Raw genomic sequence first — 25,620 nt, 5'->3', positions numbered from 1 at the left:
TAGTTTTGGTTAGTTGTTAAAAACGCTTTACAGAAATGTAAGGCGTTTTTTTGTTTCTCTTATTTGTTTTTCTATTTAAAAATACAATTTATTGATTTTTAATGTTTTGTTTTTGTATTAAGTATGAATAATCTTCTGGAAAAACTGCGTCAATATCTCTTAAATATTTTTCTAAAGCTGTCATTGTGTTATGTCCAGTAATAAGCATTAATTGGTTTTTAGCTTCGTTTGGCGTACGTGTTTTTACTAATTCTGCATAAACTTTAGTAATAAAAGTATGTCTAAAACTATATAATCCATAATCAGAACCAAGATTAAACTTTTCTTTTATTAAGGAAAAATCTTCACTATAAACATTTCTCCTGCTGGTTTCACTTACATTCCATTTTTCTCCAAAACTATTTTTTGAAAATAAATAGTTTTCTTCTTGTAATAATAATAAATCGGGTAATTCGTTTATTAAAATATCTGGAATTATCTTAATTTTTACAGGCTTATTTTTAGTTTTTAAGTATAATTTTTTGTTGACTATGTCAATATCTTTTATTCTTAATCTACAAACTTCAACAGGTCGCAAAAAATTATAACTAATAAATTTTATAAAAAGTAACAAAACAGGGTTTTCTATTTCAAGATATGAAAATATATTTTGTTCCTGTTCTAATGTGTATGATTTGTGTCTTTGAGGTTTAGTTTTTAGAATTTCTATTTTTGAAACTGGATTAAACAATATTATTTCATTACTTGCTAAAGTGGTAAAAAAAGAACTCAAACTCGCACGAGAATTGTTTCTATTCATTACGCTACTTTTTAATTGTACTTCGTTTAAATACGAATTTATTGCTTTTTTATTTATTTTATCAATTGTTTTTAAAGCAAAACCTTTGGTGTCAAGCCATTTTTTAAACTGCTTTACTCTACTGGAAAAATCTTTATAACTAACTTGTGAAAGGCTGTTTTTCTTTAAATTTAGAACAAATTCAAAGCAATAATTAATAGTATAGGTTTTATTTTCGTCCGAAAACTCGTCTTTGATGTATGGATTATACCCGTTTTCTAAAATTAATGAAACACTTTTTCTTAAAATAGTTATAGCTTCAGTTCTTACAGATTTTGTTTTTAACTCATTTACGCCAGCATAAACGGGTGCTTGTCTAACTAATAAATCACTTTTTGGGTCACGGAATGAATAATAAACATACCAACGCTTGCTTAAATCTCCATTAGCATTGTATATTTTTGGTGCTGAATATTTTTTTTTCATATATAAAAACGTATTCGTTTCCGTATTTTTTTTTATGCTTTTTATGATTTTTGACATTGCAATTATTTAAAATATGTTTGCAAAGCCTTTGTTTTATTCGACTTTTTGAGATTAACTACTTTTGAATTATAAAGATAGTTGGGCGGTTGTGTAAATCGACCTTTTGTTTTTTCCAGTCGTTTACCGTTTTTGTTTTGATGAATTCTGTTGGCAAAGTAATGTCACACGCCACACATAAATTCGTTTGGGGATGAAGCGTTCCTAAAATATCTTCTAAAAACTTATTATTTCTATAGGGTGTTTCCATGAAAATTTGTGCTTGATTTTTCTCCTGCGACCATTTTTCTAAGTTTCGCAACGCACTTTTCTTTTCGTTTTTGTCTATTGGTAAATAGCCTGTAAATGCAAAACTTTGGCCGTTCATGCCACTCGCCATTAAGGCTAGTAAAATTGAACTCGGCCCCACTAATGGCACTACTTGAATTCCTTTTTCATGTGCTAATTTCACAATCACAGCACCTGGATCTGCAATTCCTGGACAACCCGCTTCACTCATTAAACCTACATTTATTCCATTTAATAAAGGTTTAATCATTTCGTAATGTTCGCTAACTTCTGTATGTTTATTTAATAAAGATAGTTGTAAACTAGGTTGAGATTTTTCAGGTAAAATCGCTTTAATGGCTTTTCGAGCTGTTTTTTCGTTCTCTACAATGTAATGATCTATCAATTCTACACATCTTTTGATGGTTTGAGGTAACACATCATCAGGATTTACAGTTACTTCACCCGGATTAGATAAAGTACAAGGTATTAAATATAATTTACCAAGTTTTGAATTAATTGACATATAAATTGATTTTGAATTGCAAAAATACAAAAATAAAGAGATTATATGATTTATTTTGGATTGGGTATATTGGATATTTTATGGATATCATAGGGACAGGTCGCGACCTGTCCGTACGAGGGGTGATTTTTTTGGGATTTGGGATAGTTTGATATGGGGACAGGTCGCGACCTGTCCGTACGAGGGGGATTTTTTCGGGATTAGGGATAATTTGATATGGGGACAGGTCGCGACCTGTCCGTACGAGGGGGGATTTTTTTTGGATTTGGGATAGTTTGATATGGGGACAGGTCGCGACCTGTCCGTACGAGGGGGGAATTTTTTGGGATTTGGGATAGTTTGATATGGGGACAGGTCGCGACCTGTCCGTACGAGGGGGATTTTTTTGGGATTTGGGATAGTTTGATATGGGGACAGGTCGCGACCTGTCCGTACGAGGGGGAATTTTTTGGGATTAGGGATAATTTGATATGGGGACAGGTCGCGACCTGTCCGTACGAGGGGGGATTTTTTTTGGATTTGGGATAATTTGATATGGGGACAGGTCGCGACCTGTCCGTACGATTTGATAAATTGGAATATTTTGTTATTTTTGATTTGTTAAAGCCATTAAAATAGTATTTGCCATGAAAAATCGAAAAAGAAATCGAATGAAGGGATTCGATTATTCTAGTAATAAATTGTATTTTATTACGAATTGTGTGAAGGATAATTTGTGTTGTTTTGGGAATGTGATTTGTAAACCTTTTGATGATATTGATGATATTGATGTTTTTGATGAAGAATTGAGGACAGGTCGCGACCTGTCCGTACGGTATTTGATGGAATTAAATTCATTTGGTGAAATTGTTAAAAATCAAATTGAATGGTTAATGATTCAATATCCTTATGTGGAAATTCATAATTATGTTATCATGCCTAATCATTTTCATTTGATTCTTGCAATTGATAGTTCGCTAATGGATTTGAATTTGATAAAAATTAAGTCATTGTCAAGTTTGATGGGAGCTTTGAAAACAACTACGTCTAAACAAATTCGCGAATCAGGTTTTGAGGATTTTAGCTGGCATCGCTCTTTTCATGATCATATAATAAGAAATGAAAAAGCATATCATTCGATTTCTAACTATATAGATATGAATCCGCAAAAATGGTTTCAAGATAGGATTAAGAATTGTGAATATACAAAAAGCTAACTGTTTGTGATTTGCTTTTTTGTTTAACAGTCAACATTGCTAGAATTATTTAAGTGTTTGTTGTGTAATTGTAGAAATTATTTTGAAGAAATTTTGTTGTTTTACTGATGCAAAATAAATTCCTTTTCTTAAAAAGAAAGGGACTGGTTTAGGATTTTGTTATTTTTTCTGCAATCACTTCGCAAACTTCGTCTAACAATTTGTAAACGTGTTCAAAGCCGTGCATGTCGCCATAATACGGATCTGGAACTTCTAAGTTTTTATCGGGATGTAATTCGTTTAAAATTACTTTTACTTTCTGTTTGGCTTCTTCATTTGGCGCTATTGCCAAAACATTTTTGTAATTAGAAGTATCCATAACATAAATATAGTCAAATGTCTCAAAATCGGAAGTGCTAATTTGTCTGCATTTTTGTTGACTTATATCTACGCCAAATTTCTTAGCAGTTACCACAGAACGTTTGTCTGGAGCTGTACCTACATGGTAATTTGCTGTTCCAGCACTATCAACTATGTAATTATTTGGAAGTTTAGCTTGTAAAATGCCTTCAGCTAATGGCGATCGACAAATATTGCCTAAACAAACCATTAATACTTTAACAGACATGTTTAAATACTTAGCTTTTTGTTAATGTCTTCTACAAACTTTTTAAATTGTTTGTCTGTAGCTACCAAGTTATCAACTGTTTTAACAGCATGTAAAACCGTTGCGTGATCTCTATCTCCAATTTGAGAACCAATATTAGCTAAAGATGCTTTTGTGAATTTCTTAGAAAAATACATGGCTAATTGACGCGCTTGTACAATATGACGCTTTCTCGTTTTCGATTTCAAAGTTTCAGTGTCTAATTGGAAATAATCTGAAACCACTTTTTGAATGTAATCGATAGAAATTTCGCGTTTGATATTTTTTACAAACTTTTCTACAACTTGTTTGGCTAATTCTAAATTTACTTCACGTTTGTTGAAAGAAGATTGTGCAATTAATGAAATAATAGCCCCTTCTAATTCTCTAACATTCGATTTAATATGTTTGGCAACGTATTCTAAAATTTCATCAGGCATTTCCACGCCATCTCTGTACAAAATATTTCTTAAGATAGAAATTCTTGTTTCATAATCTGGTTGGTGTAATTCTGCAGATAATCCCCATTTGAAACGAGATAATAAGCGTTGCTCAATATCTTGCATGTCCACTGGTGCTTTATCTGAAGTTAATATAACTTGCTTTCCGTTTTGGTGTAAGTAGTTGAAAATGTGGAAAAACACATCTTGTGTACCTGCTTTACCAGACAAAAATTGCACATCGTCAATAATTAATACATCAATTAATTGATAGAAGTGAATGAAATCATTTCTAGTATTTTTCTTTACCGATTCGATATATTGTTGTGTGAAAATTTCAGCAGAAATATATAAAACAGTTTTTTCAGGATATTTATCTTTAATTTCTACACCAATTGCGTGGGCCAAATGCGTTTTACCTAATCCAACACCACCAAAAATTAATAAGGGGTTAAAAGAGGTTCCACCTGGCTTATTTGCAACGGCCATACCAGCGCTTCTTGACAATCTGTTAGAATCACCTTCTAGGAAATTATCAAAACTATAATTGGCATTTAGTTGCGATTCAATTTTAACATTTCTGATACCAGGAATAATAAACGGATTTTTTAATTCTGGATTTTTGTTAACAACTGGTACATCAATTTCTTGCGTTTTAACTGAACTACGGTGTGTACTTGGAATTTGCTCTGTAAATGGAAGTTTATTACCATAAGTGTTTTCCATTTTAATTTTATACACTAGCTTTGCTTGGTTTCCAAGTTCTTTAGTTAAAGCTGTTTTTAAAATTATAACATAGTGCTCTTCTAGCCACTCGTAGAAAAATTTACTTGGGACTTGAATGTGTAAAGCATTGTCTTCTGATAGGCTAATTGCCACAATCGGTTCAAACCAAGTTTTGTAGGCTTGTTCCTGAATGTTGTCCTTTATAAAAGACAGACAATTATTCCAAACAGATTTTGCTGCTTTAGTCATAGTTTATAATTTTTTTATAGTTTTTTGTAGTCTAATTCAGAATAAAAACTGATCAATTTTTATGTTGATAAGTGTTTCATATTAGGAAGGCAAATATGTGAACAATTTTCTGTAAAAAAAAATGAATTGCTATTGTAATTTAAAAATTAATGTTGTAAACAGAATTAAGAGTTGTTTAATAATTTTTTAACATAAAATTTTAGGATTTTAAATATAAAAAAAGTAGAATGAGAGAATACGAATTTAGTGTACGAGTTAGGTATGCAGAAACAGATCAAATGGGCGTGGTGTACCACGGTAATTACGCTCAGTACTTTGAAATGGGTAGAGTAGAGTGGCTGAGAAATTTAGGAATTTCTTATAAATGGATGGAAGAAAACGGGGTGATGCTTCCCGTAGTTTCTTTGCAAATGAACTATAAAAAACCGGCTCGTTATGACGATTTATTACGCGTAAAAACGATCTTAAAAAGTCAGACTTCTGTTAAGATAGAATTTGATTATGAGATTTATAATGAGCAAAATGACTTGTTAACAACTGGTTATTCTATGTTAGTTTTTGTGGATATGAAAACAGGTCGACCGATAGTTCCTCCATCGTATGTAACTGAAAAAATAAGTCAATTAGTTTAGCATGGATTTAACCGAATTTGACCGTTTATTCGATAAGGAAAATTACAAAAGACATCCCTAGGAAATTTCTAGACGAGATGTGTTATTTAAATTGTTGCATTCATCAAAAATTAAATTTCCAGTAAAACGAATTGTGGATATCGGCGGTGGTGACGGTTTTATCATTAACGAAATTTACAAACAAAATTTAGCAGAGGAATATTTTACGATTGATACGGCTTATTCTCCAGAAATTACTTCGCAGCTAAAAGTGAATTACGGTGAAAATCCAATTCAGTATGTGTAAAACTTAACGGATTATTTCGCTAATTATCCTTCAGAAGAAAATGTGTTGTTTTTATGTATTGATGTTTTAGAACATTTAGAAAAGGAAGATGAAATTTTAAAGCATCTAACTCAAAAAAACAATCAATTCTTATTTGCGGTTCCTGCTTTTCAATCTGTTTTTTCTAATCATGATTGTATTGCTCGGACATTACAGAAGATATAATTTAAAGCAATTGGAACGTGTTTTGAATCAACATGATTTCCAAATTCAAGATAAAGGTTATTGTTTTACGTCGTTATTATTGGTAAGATGGTTGGAAAGTATTTTTAATGCAAACAAAAAAGAAACTGTAACCAATTGGACAGGTAGTGCATTCAAATCAAAGATAATTACTTTGGTTTTACAGCTTGATTTCACACTTGCACAAGTCTTTCAGAAATTCGGAATTCGGATTTACGGATTATCGTGTTATTGTATTTGTAAGAAGTAATACTAGTTTTTGTCACAATGAGCGGAGTCGAAGTGGTTTGTATATCTTCGACTCCGCTCAGATTGACATCGTGTTTTAATTAGGCGTTAATTTTCTATTTCTTCAATTTCAATTTCAAATAAAGTAGAGAAAATGTCAAATATTTGTTTGGCATTTTTTTTTCGAGTAGCAATTTCAATTTCGCAGTTTAATTCCATTTTCTGATTGACGATATCAAGATTTTTCTCTTTTATAATTCGCATGACTTTATTCATGTTTTTATAATCAAAAGTAATTTTGAAGTGTTTGTCAATGGTTTTTTCAACTATTGTAGCTTCCTCTAAAGTAAGTTGTGCGGTAGTTTTGTAAGCGGAAATTAAGCCGCCAACACCCAGTTTTACGCCACCAAAATATCTCACCACTACTATTAAAACATTCGTAATTTCAAAAGATTGAATTTGTCCATATATAGGCATTCCAGCAGAATTACTAGGTTCACCATCGTCATTGGCTCTGAACTTAAATGTTTCCGTACCAATTTGATACGCATAACACCAATGGCGTGCGGAAAAGTGGTCTTTTTTTAAATTTTCTATGTGAGTTTTTACTTCATTTTCTGAAGTAATTGGATAAGCGTAACCTATAAATTTGCTGTTTTTTTCTTTAAATAAAATATTTTCTACAGCGTTTTCAATGGTATTATAAGTGTCTTTAATTTCGGAATCTTGCAATTTTATAATATTTTTTTATCAAATAAATTGGTTACATCATCTTGTCCCACAATTATTTGCCAAGTGTTTATGCCTAATCCTTTTGCCACTTCAATATGTTCTAATGTGTCGTCAACAAAAAGCGTTTTGTTTGGTTTTAGATTGTTCTGTTTTAAAATTAAATTAAACACGGCTTCGTCTGGTTTTCTGACTTTCATTTCGAAAGAAAAATAGATTTTATTAAAATGCGCATAAAATTCTCTGGCAAAAGTTAAGCCAACTCTATGCTCAAATTTATCTATATGTGTTTGATTGGTATTGCTTAATAAGAATAATTTGTATTTGTTTTGAAGTTTTTCTAAAAATTCCAATCTCTCCAATGGAAAATCTACAATTACAGCATTCCAAGCTTCTCTAATATCTTCAAAATTTTCATTTGGAATGTATTTTTGTATGGCAAGCATAAATTCGTATTCGTCTATTTTACCCGTTTCAAATAATATTGATTTGGTTTTTAACTCTTCATTCCAATCGTTTAAACCTAATTTTTTAAACGCATCAACACTTGCTTGATGATTCAAGTTTAAAAATACATCTCCTAAATCAAAAATAATAGCTTCAATCATAATTTGTATATATTTTTAATTGGTTATTTTTGATTTTAACTTTTAGATTCGAATTAAAATTAAAATCGGGTTTTTTTATACCTTCAATACTTTTGTTTTCAGAAATAAAAACTCGGGCTTCATCCCATAAATCACTATCTATAAATTGCTGTAAAGTGATTGCACCACCTTCAATAATTACAGATTGAATATTTTTCTTGTATAAAGATGTTAAAATATTCGAAATTAAAAGGGTATCAAATATAGTAAATTCGTAAATACAATTTTTCGAATTTACACAATTTTCTTCTTCTGTAAAAATTATTGTAGGATTATTTTTGTTTTTTACGTTAAAATCAGCTGGAATTTTATTGGTTCTGTCTAAAACGATTCGAGTTGGATGCGAACCAAACCAATCTCTAGCGTCTAAATTAGGATTGTCATTTATAACCGTATTCGTACCGACTAAAATAGCTTGTTCCTCGGTACGATATTTATGGACTAATTGTCGAGAATATTGATTTGAAATGGCAATCGAAGTCTTAGAATTATTAACCAAAGGCGCAATAAATCCATCAGCTGTTTCTGCCCATTTCAAAATGATATACGGTCTTTTTTTGTTGTGAAAAGTAAAAAAGCGTTTGTTGATTTCTAAACATTCTTTTTCTAAAACATTCAAAGTGACTTTACAACCTGCATTGGTTAATTTTTCAATGCCTTTTCCAGCGACTTCCGAATAACTATCGATGCAACCAATTACCACTTTCGGAATTTTATGTTCGATGATTAAATTCGCACACGGCGGTGTTTTTCCAAAATGACTACACGGTTCTAAATTCACATAAATGGTGCTTTCGGAAAGTAATTCTTTGTTTTTTACTGAATTTATAGCGTTCACTTCTGCATGAGGTTCGCCTGCTTTTTTGTGCCAACCTTCACCAATAATTTTTCCGTTGTGTACAATCACACTTCCTACTAACGGATTCGGATATGTAGTTCCCAAACCATTTTTAGCCAATTGCAAACAGCGTTTCATGTAAATTTCATGCTTGATCATCTTACAAATTTAGTACTTTTACATTTTATATTTGCAAATGAATTATACAATACGAAAAATCGAACCTAAAGATAACCTGAAAATCGCTTCCGTTATCCGAAATATTTTTGAAGAATTAGATGCGCCTAAAGTCGGAACCGCTTATGCCGATCCACATTTAAACACCTTGTTTGAAGTGTATCAAGCCGAAAATGAAATTTATTTTGTTGTAGAGACAAGTCGCGACTTGTCCGTACAACAAAATCAGGAGTCAATTATTTTAGGTGGTTGTGGTATCGGAAATTTAATGGATGCCGAATTTAAAATATGCGAATTACAAAAAATGTATTTGGCAAAAGAAGCCAGAGGTAAAGGAATTGCTCAAGAACTAATGCAGAAATGTTTAGAATTTGCGCAACAAGCAGGCTACGATAAATGTTATATTGAAACGTTGCCTTTTATGAAAGATGCACAAAAATTATATGTAAAATCGGGATTTACTTATATTGATGGTTCAATGGGTTCTACTGGACACAATGCTTGCGATGTGTTTATGATTAAAGATTTGTAAGAATATGAAAAAATTAGCTTTGTTTTTTATGGTGCTTTTTAGCTCTATTTTGTTTTCACAAAAAAATAAAAAAGAATATGATTACATAAAGGATTATTATCAATTGGTGTATGAAGCGCAATATAATTATGAAATTGGGAATGATACTTTAGCTTATAGCTTATTGAAAAAAGCTGAAAGTAATTGCCCGCTTTTAAATCAAGAAAATATTAGGGAAGTTAATATTTTAGCACAACTCTCGATGAAGTTAAATAAAGAAAAAGAGACTTTTAAATACATCGAGTTATTGTTAAAAAAATATGGTTACAGTTTTTTTTATTTTGAAGGTGATTCTATATATGATAGCTTGAAAAACAAATCAAGATGGAAAAAGTTAAAGAAAAACTCAAAAAAAATATTTGAGAAGTACAAAACAACTGTAAATTTTGAATTAAGAAATGAAATTAAGTTAATCACTGCGAAAGACCAAGAAGTTAGATTAAGAGGAATTATAGACTGGAAAGAAGTGGATAGTATTGATAGAATTCATGAAGATAGGTTAAAAGTTATCATTAAAGAATTTGGTTATCCCGATGATAATTTAATTGGAAGTTTTGCAATAGGTTCGTTTGATGAAATTCCTCCACATATTAGCACATTAATAATGCATATTAAAGATATTGACTATTGGAAACCCATTTTTTTAGATCTGATAAGAAGAGGAAAAGCGCCAGCAAATATCTATGGAAATTTAGTAGATAGTTTACAAAGACAAACTGGAATGTTTTATTATGGAATTTATCAAAATATTACACCTGAAAGAATTATAGATTTCGATAAAATTGATGAAAGAAGAATTGCTGTAGGTTTATCAACTTGGGATTTGCAGAAAAAAATGTATGATATATTAATGAAAGAATGGGAAAATGCAAATTAAAAACCTAAAATCACATTTTTTCTCTGAATTACAAACCATTCATGAGGCTTCAGAAATAGAAAGTTTCTTTTTTATTTTGACGGAATATTTGCATCATTTAAAACGCATTGATATTTCATTAAACCCTGATTTTGAAGTTTCTGAAACAGATTTAGAAAAATGGAACACCATAATTTCAGAATTAAAAACGGAGAAACCCATTCAATATATTACTAGTGAAGCTTGGTTTTATGGCTTTCGATTTGAAGTGAATGAAAACACGTTAATTCCACGACCAGAAACAGAAGAATTGGTGGAATGGATAGTTGAAAGTACGAAGCTGGAAGCTGGAAGCAAGAAGTTAAATATTCTTGATATTGGAACAGGTTCGGGTTGTATTCCGATTTCACTTAAAAAAGAAATTCCGAATGCGATTGTTTCAGCAATTGATGTTTCGGAAAAAGCATTAGAAATGGCGCGTAAAAACGCTGTTGATAATAAAGTGAAAGTCAACTTTATTTTGCAAGATATTTTAGAGTCCAAATTTCTTATTGAGAAATATGATATCATTGTTTCCAATCCGCCTTATGTTCGGAATTTAGAAAAACAAGAAATTAAAAAGAATGTGTTAGATTATGAACCGCATTTGGCTTTGTTTGTGGAAGATACAGATGCGTTACTATTCTACAGAAAAATAGCAGAACTAGCTTTAACAGGTTTAAGTCCAAACGGAAAATTATTCTTTGAAATCAATCAATATTTAGGAAAAGAAACTGTTGCATTGTTAGAAAACTTAGGTTTCAAGAATATCGAATTGCGTAAAGATTTTGTGGGTAATGATAGAATGATTTGTTGTGCTTTGTAATTTCAACATTCAACATTGATTATTCGTTGTTCCAAATTATAATCCATCACGTTTGATAGAATATTCGATGTATTTTTCATCAAATTCTAATTCCAAAGCAAGTCGAAGTAAAGCTGAATAGGAAAACCAAAATTTATTTTTGATTCTTTCGTTTACAAATTCCTCGCCAAATTCTTCTTTGTAGGAGTTAATTTCAGATTCCTCCAATTCTTCTGAATCTATTTCTAAAAGACTTTCTTTATGTTTAACTATTAAATTTTCTAAAGTAGTCTTAGTTTCAATTCCAAAATCAAATAATTCTTGTAATTCCTCAGTATAATCTGTTTCGAAAAAGTCATTTTGTTTCGGTAAGGTTTGCGATAGAACGGTATAAATATCGTTTTGATTTAATTTTTCCAAAATTTAAATATTTTTAATGATGATTAACGAATTTTGAAGTTTACTCATAACGCAACGCCTCAACAGGATCCAATTTCGAAGCTTTTATCGCTGGATATAATCCTGAAATAATCGTTACCACAAAAGTAGTGGCAAAAGCAATCATAATGGCCACCCAAGGTATTACAAATTCAAAACCTGCTAATGATGCAATTAAGGAACCAAGTAATAAACCTAAAATAATTCCAATAATTCCACCCATTTGGCTGATGATAAAGGTTTCGGTAAAAAACTGCCAAGCAATTGTGCCACTTTTTGCTCCAAGTGCTTTTCTAATTCCGATTTCTCGTGTTCTTTCTGAAACGGAAACTAACATAATATTCATTAAAGCAATTGTGGATCCGAAAATGGTAATCGCACCAATTGCAATAGCTGCAATGTTTATTACGGCGATATTTTCTCCTAGTTTCTGAATTAAATCGTCACTACGCTTAATTCCGAAATTGTCTTTTTCTACCGGATTTAATTTTCTAACACGGCGCATCGCTAAAATGGCATTATCTACACCTTCGTCTAATAATTGTTTGTTACTGATTTTAACATCAATGTCATAATTAATATTTGGTTGAGAAAATATAGAACGCGCAATTTGAATTGGAATAATTACTCGTAAATCTTGATTATTTCCGAATGTTGCTCCTTTTTCTTTCAATAAACCAATCACTTTAAATTTTGCACCACGAACAGATATCGTTTTGTCAATTGGATTCACTCCTTCAAATAAACCATCTTTAAAATTGGCACCAACAATACAAACATAATTGTTGTTATCTACATCAAAAGAATTAAAATTTCTACCCGATTCTAATTCGAAACCATTATTTGGAATAAAATTTTCATCAGCACCCAAAATGGTAATTTCTGGATCCGTTTTTTTATTGTCGAATTTCACTTCAGCATTTGCAGAAGCAGTAAAAGATAGAGAAGTAGAAGTAAAAGGGAATTCAAATTTGTCTTTAAAACCTTTGGCTTGCGGGTAACTAATAATCGGATTTACTTTTTGTTCACCATCATTTTGGTTAATTTGTTCCGAAAAATCATATTGACTTATCGAAAAAGTATTCGCTCCCATAGAAGCGAAATTTCCAAATAAATTATTTTCTAAGGCTTTGGTTAAGGTTAAAATACCTACCAAAAAAGTAATTCCAATAACAATAATAAATACTGTTAAAAACGTACGTAATGCCTGACTTCTAATAGAGTCGATAGCAATTTTTGTATTTTCTTTAAATAATCCAACCATGACTATTTGTAGTTCATTTTGTCTTTTTGTTACAAAAAATTTTAAAGAACCAAGTAAAAAGTAAAAAGGTAAAAGTTTTGGTTTGTAATTTTATAGAAATTGCTTTTTGTTCCCACTTTTTACTTGTTTCTTTTTACTTGTTTCTTTTTACTTTTTCCTTGGCTCTTTTTCTTTATGTCATTTAAAAGTAAGATATTTGCACCGATTACAAATTATATTACACAAAGTACACTTTACAATCCTAACAAAATGGCTCAAAAACCAAGTATTCCTAAAGGAACTCGCGATTTTTCTTCTACAGAAGTAGCAAAAAGAAACTACATTTTTTCTATTATAAAATCTAATTTTGAACAGTTTGGTTTTCAACCTATTGAAACCCCTTCTTTTGAGAATTCAGATACTTTAATGGGAAAATATGGCGAAGAAGGTGATCGATTGATTTTTAAGATATTAGATAGTGGAGATTATTTTAAAATTTCAAAAGTATTTGAAATTGAACAAATAAATAAAGCTATAGATACTTTTTTTTGTGATGAAGTTATTTCAGATGCATTTGATAATAAATTAGTTAGTTCATTTGATTCATATGATATTGTGAAATGTCAAAATTTCATTCAGAATAGATTATCGACTTTAAAAGATACAGAATCACATTCTTGTTTTTTAATTTTAAATAAATATTCAAAAGAAGTATTAGATGTATTGATTGAAGTTATTAAAAGTAAATATTTCATTCAATATGTTGATGAAAATCTTAAAGAGTTAAATATTAGAAAAAACAAAGAAAGATTGTTATCAAAAATAATTTCTAAAAATTTGACATCTGCTATCTCAGAAAAAGCCTTGCGTTACGACTTAACCGTTCCATTTGCGCGTTATGTCGTGCAACACCAAAATGAATTAGAATTTCCATTTAAGCGTTACCAAATTCAACCGGTTTGGCGTGCAGACAGACCACAAAAAGGACGTTTTAGAGAGTTTTTTCAATGTGATGCCGATGTCGTAGGAAGTAATTCGCTTTGGCAAGAAGTAGAATTCGTACAATTATACGATACGATTTTTACTGCTTTAGGTTTGAAAGGCGTAAATATAAAAATTAACAACCGTAAAATATTATCTGGAATTGCAGAAGTGATTGGTGCTTCAGATAAATTAATTGATTTTACAGTTGCCTTAGATAAATTAGATAAAATTGGTGAAGACGGTGTGAAGAAAGAAATGCTTGAAAAAGGTATTTCGGAATCGGCAATTGAAAAAGTGCAACCACTTTTCAACTTCACAGGAACAATCAACGAAAAAATTGAAAAATTAGCGACACTTTTAGCGGCTTCAACAGAAGGAACTAAAGGTGTGGAAGAATTAAAATTCATCTGTAATGCGATTCACGAATTAGGTTTACAATCGGCAAATTTAGATTTAGATGTAACGTTAGCACGTGGTTTAAATTATTATACTGGTGCGATTTATGAAGTGGGTGCGCCAAAAGGTGTAGCGATGGGTTCTATTGGTGGCGGTGGTCGTTATGACGATTTAACTGGTATTTTCGGATTGAAAAACATGAGTGGTGTGGGAATTTCTTTCGGATTAGATAGAATTTACTTGGTTTTGGAAGAACTTGGTTTGTTTCCAGAAACAGTTTCAACTACATCAAAAGCAGTATTCATCAATTTTGGAGAATCAGAAACGTTATTTTCATTAAAAGCCATTTCGCACTTAAGACAAAACGGAGTTAAAGTGGAAATGTATCCTGATAAAGCAAAAATGGACAAACAGTTTAAATTTGCTGAGAAAAAAGGAATTCAATTCGCCGTTTTAGTGGGTGAAGAAGAAATCAAACAAAACCAGTTTAAAGTCAAAGATTTAGTTTCTGGAGAACAAGTAACGGTTTCGTTAGACCAATTAGTAGAAAAATTAAAATAAGATATAACGCAAAGATTCACAGAGAATAAACACAAAGATTCACAAAATTATTTTTTTGAATTTTGCGTAGCTCTGCGAATTCTTTGCGAAACTCTGTGTAACAATCATGAAAAAATACTTTCAAGAATTCAAATACAACTTCAATTTAGCTTTGCCTGTGATTTTAGGTATGGTTGGACATACTTTAGTTGGAGTAGTAGATAATATTTTCGTAGGACAATTAGGTTCAACAGAATTAGCAGCGGTTTCTTTAGGAAATAGTTTCATATTTATTGGTATGTCTATTGGAATTGGATTTTCAACTGCCATAACGCCGATTATTGCCGAATTTGACAGCACGAAAGACAGAGAAGGCGGAAGAAGCGCTTTTCAAAACGGATTAATTTTGTGTACCATTTTAGGTTTTGGATTGTTCTTTTTGTTGTTTTTTGCGAAACCTTTATTGTCGTACATGAACCAACCTGCTGATGTGGTAAAGTTAGCGAAACCCTTTTTAGATATTGTTGGTTTTTCATTGGTTCCACTTGTGATATTTCAAGCTTACAAGCAATTTGCAGACGGAATGAGTGAAACGAAATATTCTATGTATGCTACAATTTACGGGAATATTATCAATGTAGTAATTAATGCTTTATTGGTTTTTGGATTGTTCATGTTTCCAAAAATGGGCATTGTAGGTTCCGCTATTGGAACGTTAGTAGCTCGTGTTTTTATGGTAATTTATATGCACTATATTTTATCTAAAAACGAAAAATTTAAATCCTTTTTCAAGGATTTTGGATGGCAATCTTTTCAAAAAAGTATGTCGGATAAAATCATTAAGTTAGGAATTCCTTCTTCTATGCAAATGTTTTTTGAAGTAGCGTTATTCACCGGAGCCATTTGGTTGTGTGGAATGATTGGGACTACGAGTCAAGCGGCTAATCAAATTGCCTTAAGTTTGGCTTCGTTGACGTTCATGTTTGCCATGGGATTAAGCGTAACAGCAATGATTCGAGTGGCGAATCACAAAGGTTTAGATGATTACAAAAAGTTAAATACGGTAGCACATTCTATTTTCTTGATGGCAATTATTGTTGAAATTGTTTTTGCTGCTGTTTTTATGTTGGGCTATCAGTTTTTTCCAGCGTTTTTCGTAAATGAAGAAATGGCTTTAAATGCAAATGAGATTAAAGAAGTGCTTTCTATTTCTTCCAAATTATTAATTGTTGCAGCATTTTTCCAAATCTCAGATGGAATTCAAGTCGTGGTTTTAGGTGCTTTACGTGGTTTACAAGATGTAAAAGTACCTATGTATTTGACTTTTGTAGCTTATTGGATAGTTGGTTTTCCGATATCCATTTATTTAGGATTATATACAGATTTAAAAGCAGAAGGCGTTTGGATAGGTTTGTTAGCTGGATTAACGGCAGCAGCGATTATGTTGTATTTACGATTCAGATTTCTACTGAAACATCACAGATAATTTTATTAAGCTAATAGAATTTGTACATTTACAAAACATTTTAGAATTTACTATAAAACATAATACACTATAAAACATGGAATTACCAAAATTTGTAACAGGCGATAACACTGATTTTCCGGATGATATTTTTGTCATCCATTTAGAATATCCTAGATTTTTCATCAATTTAAAAGATGATTCAGTTGAGTTTTTAGAAGATATTGAAGAAGAAGATCAAACCGAATTAGAAGCAGAAATGGAACATTTAATTACGCTTGCTGGCGAATTTTATGACCGTGAAATGGAACGCTACGAAGAAGCTTAAAAGAATTTAAACCGATATGTGAAAATGTATCGGTTTTTTTATGAAATAATTATATATTTGATAATCAACTAAATTAAATCCAACAATTAAAAGTTATAAAGTATTTCTACGACTATTTTTTATCCAAATTTTTCTATTTTTTGGAAACTTATCTATTGCTCAAGATTATTCATTATCTAATACTTTTACTACTGAAAATGGTTTGCCAAGCAATCATATTTATGAAATAATCGAAGACAATAATGGCTTTTTATGGATAGGAACAGATAACGGTATTTCTCGATTTGACGGTAAACGTTTTGTAAATTACACTACAAAAGATGGTTTGCCTTCTAATGATGGGATTCAAATTATTAAAGAAAAAAATGGTACAATTTGGGTAAATTGTTACAAGCAGCCACCAAGTTATTTTGATGAAAAAAACAACAAATTTGTTTCTTTTGAAAAGGATGTAATTGTAGTTAAAAATAGTAGTTCATTATTATATCCATATAATAATTTAAATGGTGGTGTTTATTTTTCAAACACTAACGGTTCTATGTTTTTTAATAACAAGAAGTTAGCGGCAATTTATAAAACAAGATTTAATAATTTATTTATTGAGAGCAAGCAATTTTACTTGCAATCAGAATTTAGTATAAAGAACGGATTTACTAATAAATATTCAATTTATAATTCAAATAATAAATTGATTGGGCAAATTATTTCAAAGAATCAATTTCCTACTTTTAATCTCAAAATAGAAGGTAATTTAATATTTGAGATTTTTAAAAATGAAATTATACTTTATGAAATTATACAAACCAAACCCTTTCAGTTTGTTAAGAAAAAAATATCTTTTAAAGAAACTCTAAAATGGTATTGTTTGTCTGAGTCTGAATTATCTGTAATAACTAATTTAGGAAAAGTTTTAGTTTATGATTTGAATAAATTTAATTTAAAACATACTATTTCTACGAATAAAGAAATAAATTATTCCTATAAAGATAGTAAAGGTACAATTTGGATTTCGACTTTAAATAATGGTTTGTTAAAGTTTAATAGAACCACAATTAAAACTATAGCTGATGTTTCTATTGATCCAAATTTTTTAAGTATATATGTTAATGATAGTAATACCCTTTTTGCTGGAAATTTTAAAGGTGATATTTTAGAAAAAAGTAATAAAACAAATAATAAAAGTATTAATGATAGAAAAAATACCACTTGGATTAGATTTGTTTCAAGTTTTAAAAATAAGATAATTACTGTATCAGATTTAGGATATTGTATAAATTATGGTTCAAATACTATTATTTTTAATACTAACAAACAATCGGTTTCTTTAAAAACGGCACTTAAATTAAATGATAGTATTTTAATACTTGGTAGTAATACAGGTCTGTTTAAGCTTAATGTGTTAAAAAACAAATGCGAACATATAAAAAGTCCACATGAACGTGTTTTGTCAATTGCTAAAATTGACAGCAAAACGTTTTATTTCACTGCAAATTCTGGTGTTTATAAATATCACTTAAATAAGGAAATCTATTCTGTTATATTTTCAAATTCAAAATTAAAAAATGATAATATTCAAAGTATAACTTTAGGTAAAAATGGAAGTTTATGGTTTAATACTTTTAAAGGAAATTTATATTTAATTAAAAATAATATACTACAATTTTGTATCATAAATTCTGATAAATTACCTATTAATATTACAAAAATTCAAGAAATTGACAAGCAATTATGGATAGCCTCAAAAGATGGAATTTATATTTTAGATATTTCAGATTTACCAAAATATTCCATAAATAAAATTTCAAAATCAGACGGATTAACTTCAAATTTTATAAACGACTTTACTTGTAAAAATGATAGTGTATATATCGCTACAAATAATGGAATTTCTATACTTTCTAAAAATATAAAAAGCAATACTTATAGTATTTTGCCAATAATAATTTCTGCAAAAATTAATAATTTAAATGTACCAATTCAAACCATATATAATTTAGATAAAGAACAAAAAAATATTATTTTAGAATTGGCTGGTGTTGATTTAACTGGTCATTTTAATAGATTCCAGTATGCCATTAACAATGAAAATTGGTATGATATTGAAGGTAATATTTTAAATTTATTATTAAAAAGCGGCGAAAACAATATAAAAATTAGAGCTGTTGATGAAAACAATCACATAAGTAAAAGAGTTCTTCAAGTTAATTTTAATGTGGCTATTCCTTTTTATAAAAAGATAGGTTTTCAACTGTTTTTACCTTTTTTATTGTCTGGGATTTTATTTTTCTTTTATAATAGACGAAAGTTCGAAAAACAAAAAATAGCCTTTACTCAACAATTAGAATTAGAAAAGCAACGAAGCAAGATCACTGCTGATTTACATGATGAAATTGGATCTACATTAAGTAGCCTACAAATCAATAGTACAGTCGCTAATAAGTTAATGGAAAAAGATATTCCTTCCGCTCAAAAAGTACTACTAAAAGTAGAAAGTCAAGCTAAAAGTTTAGCAGAAAAAATAGGAGATATTATCTGGAGTATGAAACCGGGTAAAGATGAATTTATGACTTTAAGTACGAGAATTAAAAACTTTTGTAACGAAGTTTTAGGCTCAACAGATATTAATTACGTAATTGAAATTGATAAAAAAATTGACTTTGTAATTACTGATTTCGCGGCAAGAAAAAACATTTTATTAATTACAAAAGAAGCTGTAAATAATGCTTTAAAATATAGTAAAGCAACCAACATATTAATTTCTATTCAATATGAAAACAATATGGTTTTACTAGTAATTTCAGACAATGGAATTGGTTTTAAAACGAACGAAATAATAGGAAATGGGATTGGTAATATGAAAAGTAGAGCTAATGAATTAAACGCTAGTTTTGAAATTATTTCAATTGAAATTACAGGAACAACAATACAACTAGAATTTAAAGTTATCCCTTAATTTAGGGATGCTTTTTCAAATTTTACTTAATTACCTTTGTGAAATGATAATTAGAATTTTTATTTATGACGATAGTGCTGAAAGACGGGATAGTCTTAAAGCGTTGCTAATGTTAAATGATGAACTTAAGTTTGTTGGAGAAGCCATGAATTGTAGTAACGTATTAAAAGATATTGATACTTTTTATCCTGATTTGGTTTTAATGGATATAAATATGCCTGAAGTTAATGGTATTGAAGGTTTAAAGCTAATAAAAATGCATCATCCAGAAGTAAAAGTATTAATGCAAACTGCTTTTGACGACTCCGACAAAATTTTCACCTGTATTAAAAATGGAGCCAGTGGTTATATTTTGAAAAACGATAAACCACAACGTATTTTACAAGCGATAGAAGAAGTAATGCAAGGAGGAGCAGCAATGAACCCAGCGATTGCTCAAAAAGTATTAAACTACTTCAAACCAAAGGAAATTGAAAATCCACTTTCTCCAAAAGAAAACGAAGTTTTAGCAAAATTAGCGGATGGTTTGTCTTATAAAATGGTAGCCGATGTATTAGGCGTGAGTTATTCTACCGTGAATTCACATACCAAAAAAATCTATGAAAAGTTGCATATTTCTTCATTAGGTGAAGCTATTGCGTATTATTATAAAAACTTAAAAGAGTAGTTTTATCTTAATTATTGTCAATCTTAACTTGTTTCAGATTCTCTAAATTCCCACCATATCCTCATCCCTATATTTAGGGATTTTTTTATGCTGTAAATACTTAAACTTTGTCATGTGAAATTTAAATAAAAACATGATGAAAAACACAAAACTATTTTTAAAATTGCTATTTTTTATAGTATTTCTCACGCAAACTACACAAGCACAAGAAACCGCTAAGAAGGGTAAAAGCCTTACTATAAAACCAGACCTACCAACTACTTTTAAAGGAATAAAAGACCAAGGAATTAAAACACATCAACACAAAAATGGCTGTTGCCAATACAAAGTGATTTATCTTGGTGGTGGTTTCAACAATCCTTCTGCAAGTAATAATCAAAGGCTTTATGGGAATTATTCTTGGAAAACATTGGGCTTAACTTTAGATTATTCTCAAACTATACTTCGTAAACCTGGATTTTCTATTGGGTTTAATTTAGGGGGTCAATATTTTACTGGAAGTGGTAATCCGTTTGGTGGCACTTTGCCAGAACCTTATAAAGTGATTGGGCAAATATCTAACGAAGTAACGGGCTCTGGTGATACTAAAAACTCGGGCTATTTTGCAGGAGTAGGCCCGCAATTTAATTTTCATTTTGCCAATCGTTTTGTATTCAGTCCTATTTTTCAGGTTGGTTATTTGAATGTGACCCAGAATAATTTTAAAGCTACACAAACGGTTTTAATGCAAGGTTTTGCACTACCAAATTATACAAAAACTTACGATTTAATTTCTCAAACCGAAACCAAAACCAGTGGATTAGGAATTATTCCTAAAGCTCGATTATCATATATGATTAGTAGAAATATTGGTCTTTGGGCAGAAGCTAGTTATTTGTTAGGACCAACAGTGAAAAATAACGTTACTACATTTAAACCCCAATCAGATCCAACATTACCACCACCAAGTTCATATACTATTGGGCAAATGGACGCAGGAACTTATAAAACGGTTGTTAATGAATCCAAATATAATGCTTTAGGGTTTAATGCAGGATTAGTTTTTAGTTTTAAAGGTAAATCGAGTGTGATAAAATTACCGCCAGATTATGAACTTAAAAAGAAGAATACCCAATCTAAATCATGTTTTGCTAGTGCTAATTTAACGGTTGATAAATTTAAATGTTGTAATGATACATTAACACTTCAAGGTCATTTTGATCTAACTAAATCAGTAAATACAATTGTCGATAATATTATAATTTCAAAAATTACAGACAGTAAAGGAGTTGTAGTTAAAAACTTCTTAGCGCTACCTTTAACAATTAAATCAAACGGTATAAAATCTAAATTTGATTATTTTTTTGATATTAAAATAGATGGTAGTTCTTGTAAAAAAGATTTACATATAGAATATGAAATTAATACGACTTGTACAATAAAAGGACTTAAAGAATCATTTGAAAATATTGAAACTAAAATAATCTTAGAAAAAGATATCCCTTGTTGCAATTGTGACAAAACGAAAGCCATTTCAGATGAAAGTACAGAAAGAAACATACATCAATATCCTGGAGGTGGTCATGCGGTAGTTGGAAACGAAAATACTAGAAAAAAGGCTTGTTTTGCAGAAGCGACTTTAATAACAAATAAATTTAAATGTTGTGAAAATCAAATTCTAATTGAAGGATTTTTTGATGTTTACAATTCAATAAATACAGTTGTAAACAATATTACTATTACAAAAATTACTGATAATAAAGGAAATCCTTTTAAAAACACGTTGACTTTGCCTTTCAAAACAAATCCTAAGGGAATAAGTAAAGGATATAAATTTCCAATAGAATTTAAATTAGACAATAGTGCTTGTCAAAAAGATGTTGTTATTGAATATCAAGTAAATGCCATTTGCACAATAAATAAAATTGAAAAAGTAGTACAATATACTTATACCAAAACAATACTTGAAAATGAATTGCCATGTTGTGGTTGCGATAATGGAAATTTATCTGATACAAGTGAAGATAAATGCGAAAACAATCCAATTGTAAACGGAGACTTTTCAGATACTGGTATTATCAACGGAGCAATGCCAACAGCAAAACTACCAAAATGGGATAAAGGATATGGAAGTCCAAAAGTATTTGCTTCTCAAGGCTGTTTAGATAATGGATATGTAGAATTATCAGGTAATAAACTTTCAGGTAATGCTATTTCACAAATATTGGATTCCAAAATTATTGCTGGCAGAAAATATAAGGTAACAGTTGCTGTAAAGTTCAATAAAGTAGGGCAATCTTTAGATTACGGAAAAATTAGAGTTGTTGCATTTAATGGCGTTTTACCAACTGGAAATTCCCACCCTATACCGCAAACAAATATTGCAATTATAGGTAGAAGTCCGCAAGTACAAGACTGTGGTGATTGGGCTTTTATTGAATTCCCAATATGGAAAGCCAATAAAGATTTTGATAATATTGCAATTAATGCATTTACTAATGAAGATAACGTTTCATCAATAATTTTAATTGACAATATTTCTTTTTGTGAAACCTTAGAAAGCGGATGTCTAGAATTAGAGGTTGACGCATTAGGAAACCCATTAAATCCTACAAACTTAGGAACTGTTCCGTCTAATTTTACCTGTACAACTTACGATGATGAAGATGAATATTTTAATGGAAACTTAACAGACTTATATGAATACGATGGGACTTTTGGGATGTACGAACAAAATTTTTCTGAAGATTCTGGAAATTGTTTCAATTTAGGTGGAGATGAAATACCTGATGAAACAGCAGCCGATTGCGATGCTATACTTCAAGCGGCAGGTATAACAGAAACTTGTGCAGAAGTACAAGCATTAATAGATAGTGTTACAGGAATTTCGCAACAAGTTCATAATTATCCATTAATTCAACCTTTGACAAACATACCACCAGGAGAATGTAAGTCCAATAACTTAAAAGGCGATATGGCTTTTGGAGGACGAGATATCATATTTGTAAATGGTCTTATGATGTCGCATATTTTAGATAGAGCTAAAGGTATTAGTGGCGCTATGGCAGACTGGCCAGTAAAAGCTGAATTTCAATCTGGTGGTTATTACAAAGAAGCCGCAGAAACGAACTTTGCACATCACATAGAGAATTATTTATTAAAAAAAGGATATTCAAATAGATATTTAGTGGTTTCTTACAATTGTTCACAAGATGCAGAAACTGGGGCGAATGCTATTGCATCACAAATTAGAGATGCTATGGAAACTGGCCTTGGTGTAACGATGAATGTTAAAGATTTAAGGTTTAAGCTTGATAGTGATGGTCAAAAAATCGCAACATGTTTTGGCAAAGAATATGTTATTATTTCTCATTCTACAGGTGGCATGGTAGCCAATATCATGTTATCTCTTGCTAATAAAACCAAAAAAGCAGGAACTGTTGAAAACATAAAATACGGAGATATTAGTTATTTATCGGACAGATGTTCGGGACATATAGCAATGCATTCTGCTATAGCTGGAAGTAATGTTGCTGCATTGGCAGTGGCGATAATACCAAAGATGGCATTAGGAACAGGACTTAGTTTAGGTGTAAGTGTTATAAGTGCCTTATCAAACACTACAATTAATACTAATATCATTAATCCTGCAATTTTGGCCATAAACATCCCAAAAAGTATTTTGGTTGATTTATCTCCGAAGATAATGTACCCAAGGTGGGGGAATTTAATAAATCAAATAACAGTTCCTGTTTTAACAGTTTCAGGGAATCATCCGTCTGGAGTTTATGATGGTATTACTAAACCTATGCTATACGGATTAGATGATGGTGTGGTAAATACGGAAAGTTCAAGTGGAAGAAATCAAATAAGTCCATCAATATTTTCGTTAGTTGAAGTGAGTAAAAAAAGAAGTGTTTATGATATGGGAATTCCAACACTAAGAGCTATTAGATTTTACCGTGACCAACACGAATCTAATAAATCATTTTACTCTAATAGTTCACCTTATATATCAGCAACAGGAATGGTTTATTCACTTTCTTCAAAAAACATTAATAATCAATTTAATAATCATTTTACATTTTTGCAAGCAGCTGATCAACACATGATTGGAGAAAATTCAAAATGGTTTGATGGAGATTATCCAAAAACTTTTATTGGTGGTGCTAGAAATTATGAAGAAGAACTGGTAACTAACAGCAGAAATCTTTACAAAAACGGTACAATAAATCCTTTAATTTTAAGTGAAATGGGAGAATTTATTAAAAGCAAAAGTAAAAGATTTCCAAAATTTAGTGTTAAAACAGTCAGAAAGGGTATATTAATTTATCCTAAAATTTGCTGTACTTGGATTCCTCGAATAATATGGAAACGAACCTATCACCGCCTAAAAGATGATAATCTTTATGATATGGATTATGCATACAAATATCTATTTACAAATTAGTTTTTTTGGTTAAAAAACAACAATCAATTAACAGAAGAACCGAATTTAAAGTTATCTGTCCGAAATAATATACAATAATTACAATGCGTTAGTTTAAAGAGTTGTTTGGTAGCACTATCATTCAGCTCTTTATTTTTTAGCCAATTGTGAATATCTAATTTGCGAAACACTTCATTACTTTTTTTGTAAATCTTACCTTTGTTTTTTTAATTAAAATAATAAATTATGAGTGCAATTTGGTTTGAATGTAAGGTGAAATATAGAAAAATGGATGATTCTGGTGTACAAAAAGTAGTCACTGAACCTTATTTAGTAGATGCTTTATCTTATACGGAAGCGGAAACAAGAATTAATGAAGAAATGTCCGCTTATGTTAGCGAGGAATTTAAAGTGACTTCAATCAAATTTGCCAACTATTCAGAAATTCATCCTTTTGAAAATGCTGATCGCTGGTTTAAATCGAAAGTTTCATTGCTAGCATATGATGAAGAGAGTGGAAAGGAAAGAAAATCGAATATCAATATTTTGTTACAAGCAAATGATATTAAAGAAGCTTTTGATAATACCGTTTCTGTAATGAATGGTACGATGGGTGAATATACCATACCTATGATTTCTGAATCGCCAATTATGGATGTTTTTCCTTATTTTAATGGAGAAGATGAAAAATTAGAGCAATTCGAAAAGTTTAATTTATTAAAATTATCTAAGCCTGAGATTTCAGAAGAAATTATAGATAATATGGAGTTTGATGAAGCACTACTTCAAGAAAGAGCATAAAAAAAAGTCCCAATTTG

23 protein-coding genes are annotated in these 25,620 nt (G+C 30.2%); 14 read left to right on the top strand and 9 right to left on the bottom strand.

Annotated features, from left to right (window positions below; genetic code table 11):
- Window positions 1–88 precede the first annotated feature (88 nt).
- Together UEQ13_RS03260 and UEQ13_RS03255 are read right to left on the bottom strand one after the other, a co-directional pair.
- Window positions 89–1,321 (bottom strand): tyrosine-type recombinase/integrase, encoded by a 1,233-nt coding sequence (locus UEQ13_RS03260; RefSeq protein WP_329804973.1) that lies wholly within the window; start codon window positions 1,319–1,321, stop codon window positions 89–91.
- 58 nt (window positions 1,322–1,379) lie between these two features.
- Window positions 1,380–2,114, bottom strand: coding sequence for an SAM-dependent methyltransferase (locus UEQ13_RS03255; RefSeq protein ID WP_329804972.1), 735 nt, complete (start codon window positions 2,112–2,114; stop codon window positions 1,380–1,382).
- Window positions 2,115–2,764: 650 nt separating this feature from the next.
- On the opposite strand from UEQ13_RS03255, the gene UEQ13_RS03250 reads away from it, so the two are divergent.
- A complete protein-coding gene (locus UEQ13_RS03250) occupies window positions 2,765–3,310 on the top strand; it encodes a transposase (RefSeq protein WP_329804971.1) in 546 nt (181 codons plus the stop codon).
- 148 nt (window positions 3,311–3,458) lie between these two features.
- Here the strand turns inward: UEQ13_RS03250 and UEQ13_RS03245 are convergent, their stop codons facing one another.
- Together UEQ13_RS03245 and dnaA are read right to left on the bottom strand one after the other, a co-directional pair.
- Window positions 3,459–3,917, bottom strand: a complete 459-nt coding sequence (locus UEQ13_RS03245; RefSeq protein ID WP_329804970.1) for a low molecular weight protein-tyrosine-phosphatase — start codon at window positions 3,915–3,917, stop codon at window positions 3,459–3,461.
- Window positions 3,918–3,919: 2 nt separating this feature from the next.
- The gene (gene dnaA, locus UEQ13_RS03240) at window positions 3,920–5,350 is read right to left on the bottom strand and encodes a chromosomal replication initiator protein DnaA (protein WP_329804969.1); all 1,431 of its coding nucleotides are present in this window, start codon (window positions 5,348–5,350) and stop codon (window positions 3,920–3,922) included.
- Window positions 5,351–5,577: 227 nt separating this feature from the next.
- Here dnaA and UEQ13_RS03235 point away from each other — a divergent pair, with 227 nt between their 5' ends.
- From UEQ13_RS03235 to UEQ13_RS03225, 3 genes are all read left to right on the top strand, one after another.
- Window positions 5,578–5,982 carry an acyl-CoA thioesterase gene (locus UEQ13_RS03235; protein WP_329804968.1) on the top strand — a complete coding sequence of 135 codons (405 nt, stop codon included), beginning with the start codon at window positions 5,578–5,580 and terminating at the stop codon, window positions 5,980–5,982.
- 94 nt (window positions 5,983–6,076) lie between these two features.
- A complete protein-coding gene (locus tag UEQ13_RS03230) occupies window positions 6,077–6,268 on the top strand; it encodes a hypothetical protein (protein WP_329804967.1) in 192 nt (63 codons plus the stop codon).
- Window positions 6,269–6,437: 169 nt separating this feature from the next.
- Window positions 6,438–6,740 carry a hypothetical protein gene (locus tag UEQ13_RS03225; RefSeq protein ID WP_329804966.1) on the top strand — a complete coding sequence of 101 codons (303 nt, stop codon included), beginning with the start codon at window positions 6,438–6,440 and terminating at the stop codon, window positions 6,738–6,740.
- A gap of 86 nt (window positions 6,741–6,826) precedes the next feature.
- Here UEQ13_RS03225 and UEQ13_RS03220 read toward each other — a convergent pair whose 3' ends face one another.
- Genes UEQ13_RS03220 through ribD form a run of 3 tightly spaced genes read right to left on the bottom strand, consistent with a single transcriptional unit; the run spans window position 6,827 to window position 9,091 of the window.
- Window positions 6,827–7,450, bottom strand: a complete 624-nt coding sequence (locus UEQ13_RS03220) for an IMPACT family protein (RefSeq protein WP_329804965.1) — start codon at window positions 7,448–7,450, stop codon at window positions 6,827–6,829.
- 2 nt (window positions 7,451–7,452) lie between these two features.
- A complete protein-coding gene (locus tag UEQ13_RS03215; protein WP_329804964.1) occupies window positions 7,453–8,055 on the bottom strand; it encodes an HAD family hydrolase in 603 nt (200 codons plus the stop codon).
- Window positions 8,048–9,091 carry a bifunctional diaminohydroxyphosphoribosylaminopyrimidine deaminase/5-amino-6-(5-phosphoribosylamino)uracil reductase RibD gene (gene ribD, locus UEQ13_RS03210; protein WP_329804963.1) on the bottom strand — a complete coding sequence of 348 codons (1,044 nt, stop codon included), beginning with the start codon at window positions 9,089–9,091 and terminating at the stop codon, window positions 8,048–8,050. The genes UEQ13_RS03215 and ribD overlap by 8 nt, the downstream gene beginning before the upstream one ends.
- Before the next feature lie 37 nt (window positions 9,092–9,128).
- On the opposite strand from ribD, the gene UEQ13_RS03205 reads away from it, so the two are divergent.
- The 3 genes from UEQ13_RS03205 to prmC are packed head-to-tail and all read left to right on the top strand — an operon-like array spanning window position 9,129 to window position 11,401.
- Window positions 9,129–9,641: a GNAT family N-acetyltransferase gene (locus UEQ13_RS03205; protein WP_329804962.1), complete on the top strand. Its 513-nt coding sequence runs from the start codon at window positions 9,129–9,131 to the stop codon at window positions 9,639–9,641.
- A 4-nt stretch (window positions 9,642–9,645) separates the two neighbouring features.
- Window positions 9,646–10,557: a hypothetical protein gene (locus tag UEQ13_RS03200; RefSeq protein ID WP_329804961.1), complete on the top strand. Its 912-nt coding sequence runs from the start codon at window positions 9,646–9,648 to the stop codon at window positions 10,555–10,557.
- Window positions 10,547–11,401: a peptide chain release factor N(5)-glutamine methyltransferase gene (gene prmC / locus UEQ13_RS03195; protein ID WP_329804960.1), complete on the top strand. Its 855-nt coding sequence runs from the start codon at window positions 10,547–10,549 to the stop codon at window positions 11,399–11,401. The genes UEQ13_RS03200 and prmC overlap by 11 nt, the downstream gene beginning before the upstream one ends.
- 36 nt (window positions 11,402–11,437) lie before the next feature.
- Here prmC and UEQ13_RS03190 read toward each other — a convergent pair whose 3' ends face one another.
- Together UEQ13_RS03190 and UEQ13_RS03185 are read right to left on the bottom strand one after the other, a co-directional pair.
- Window positions 11,438–11,800 carry a hypothetical protein gene (locus UEQ13_RS03190; RefSeq protein WP_329804959.1) on the bottom strand — a complete coding sequence of 121 codons (363 nt, stop codon included), beginning with the start codon at window positions 11,798–11,800 and terminating at the stop codon, window positions 11,438–11,440.
- 40 nt (window positions 11,801–11,840) lie between these two features.
- On the bottom strand, window positions 11,841–13,082 hold the full coding sequence (locus UEQ13_RS03185; RefSeq protein WP_329804958.1) for an ABC transporter permease: 1,242 nt from the start codon (window positions 13,080–13,082) through the stop codon (window positions 11,841–11,843).
- Between the two features lie 249 nt (window positions 13,083–13,331).
- Here UEQ13_RS03185 and hisS point away from each other — a divergent pair, with 249 nt between their 5' ends.
- The 7 genes from hisS to UEQ13_RS03150 all read left to right on the top strand — a co-directional run bounded on the left by hisS (window position 13,332) and on the right by UEQ13_RS03150 (window position 25,603).
- Entirely contained in the window at window positions 13,332–15,002 is a 1,671-nt protein-coding gene (gene hisS, locus UEQ13_RS03180; RefSeq protein ID WP_329804957.1) for a histidine--tRNA ligase, read from the top strand.
- 106 nt (window positions 15,003–15,108) lie between these two features.
- On the top strand, window positions 15,109–16,467 hold the full coding sequence (locus tag UEQ13_RS03175) for an MATE family efflux transporter (RefSeq protein WP_329804956.1): 1,359 nt from the start codon (window positions 15,109–15,111) through the stop codon (window positions 16,465–16,467).
- Between the two features lie 76 nt (window positions 16,468–16,543).
- Window positions 16,544–16,774, top strand: a complete 231-nt coding sequence (locus UEQ13_RS03170) for a hypothetical protein (RefSeq protein ID WP_329804955.1) — start codon at window positions 16,544–16,546, stop codon at window positions 16,772–16,774.
- Between the two features lie 202 nt (window positions 16,775–16,976).
- Window positions 16,977–19,727: a sensor histidine kinase gene (locus UEQ13_RS03165; protein WP_329804954.1), complete on the top strand. Its 2,751-nt coding sequence runs from the start codon at window positions 16,977–16,979 to the stop codon at window positions 19,725–19,727.
- Between the two features lie 43 nt (window positions 19,728–19,770).
- Window positions 19,771–20,394, top strand: a complete 624-nt coding sequence (locus UEQ13_RS03160) for a response regulator transcription factor (RefSeq protein WP_329804953.1) — start codon at window positions 19,771–19,773, stop codon at window positions 20,392–20,394.
- Window positions 20,395–20,527: 133 nt separating this feature from the next.
- Window positions 20,528–24,823: an autotransporter outer membrane beta-barrel domain-containing protein gene (locus UEQ13_RS03155; RefSeq protein WP_329804952.1), complete on the top strand. Its 4,296-nt coding sequence runs from the start codon at window positions 20,528–20,530 to the stop codon at window positions 24,821–24,823.
- 225 nt (window positions 24,824–25,048) lie between these two features.
- A complete protein-coding gene (locus tag UEQ13_RS03150) occupies window positions 25,049–25,603 on the top strand; it encodes a DUF4494 domain-containing protein (RefSeq protein WP_166124619.1) in 555 nt (184 codons plus the stop codon).
- Window positions 25,604–25,620 lie beyond the last annotated feature (17 nt).

The sequence above is a fragment of the Flavobacterium facile genome (assembly GCF_036321945.1).
GTDB lineage: Bacteria > Bacteroidota > Bacteroidia > Flavobacteriales > Flavobacteriaceae > Flavobacterium > Flavobacterium facile.
The sequence above is the reverse complement of the archived record's forward strand: the minus strand, read 5'-3'. Positions and strand labels throughout refer to the sequence as shown.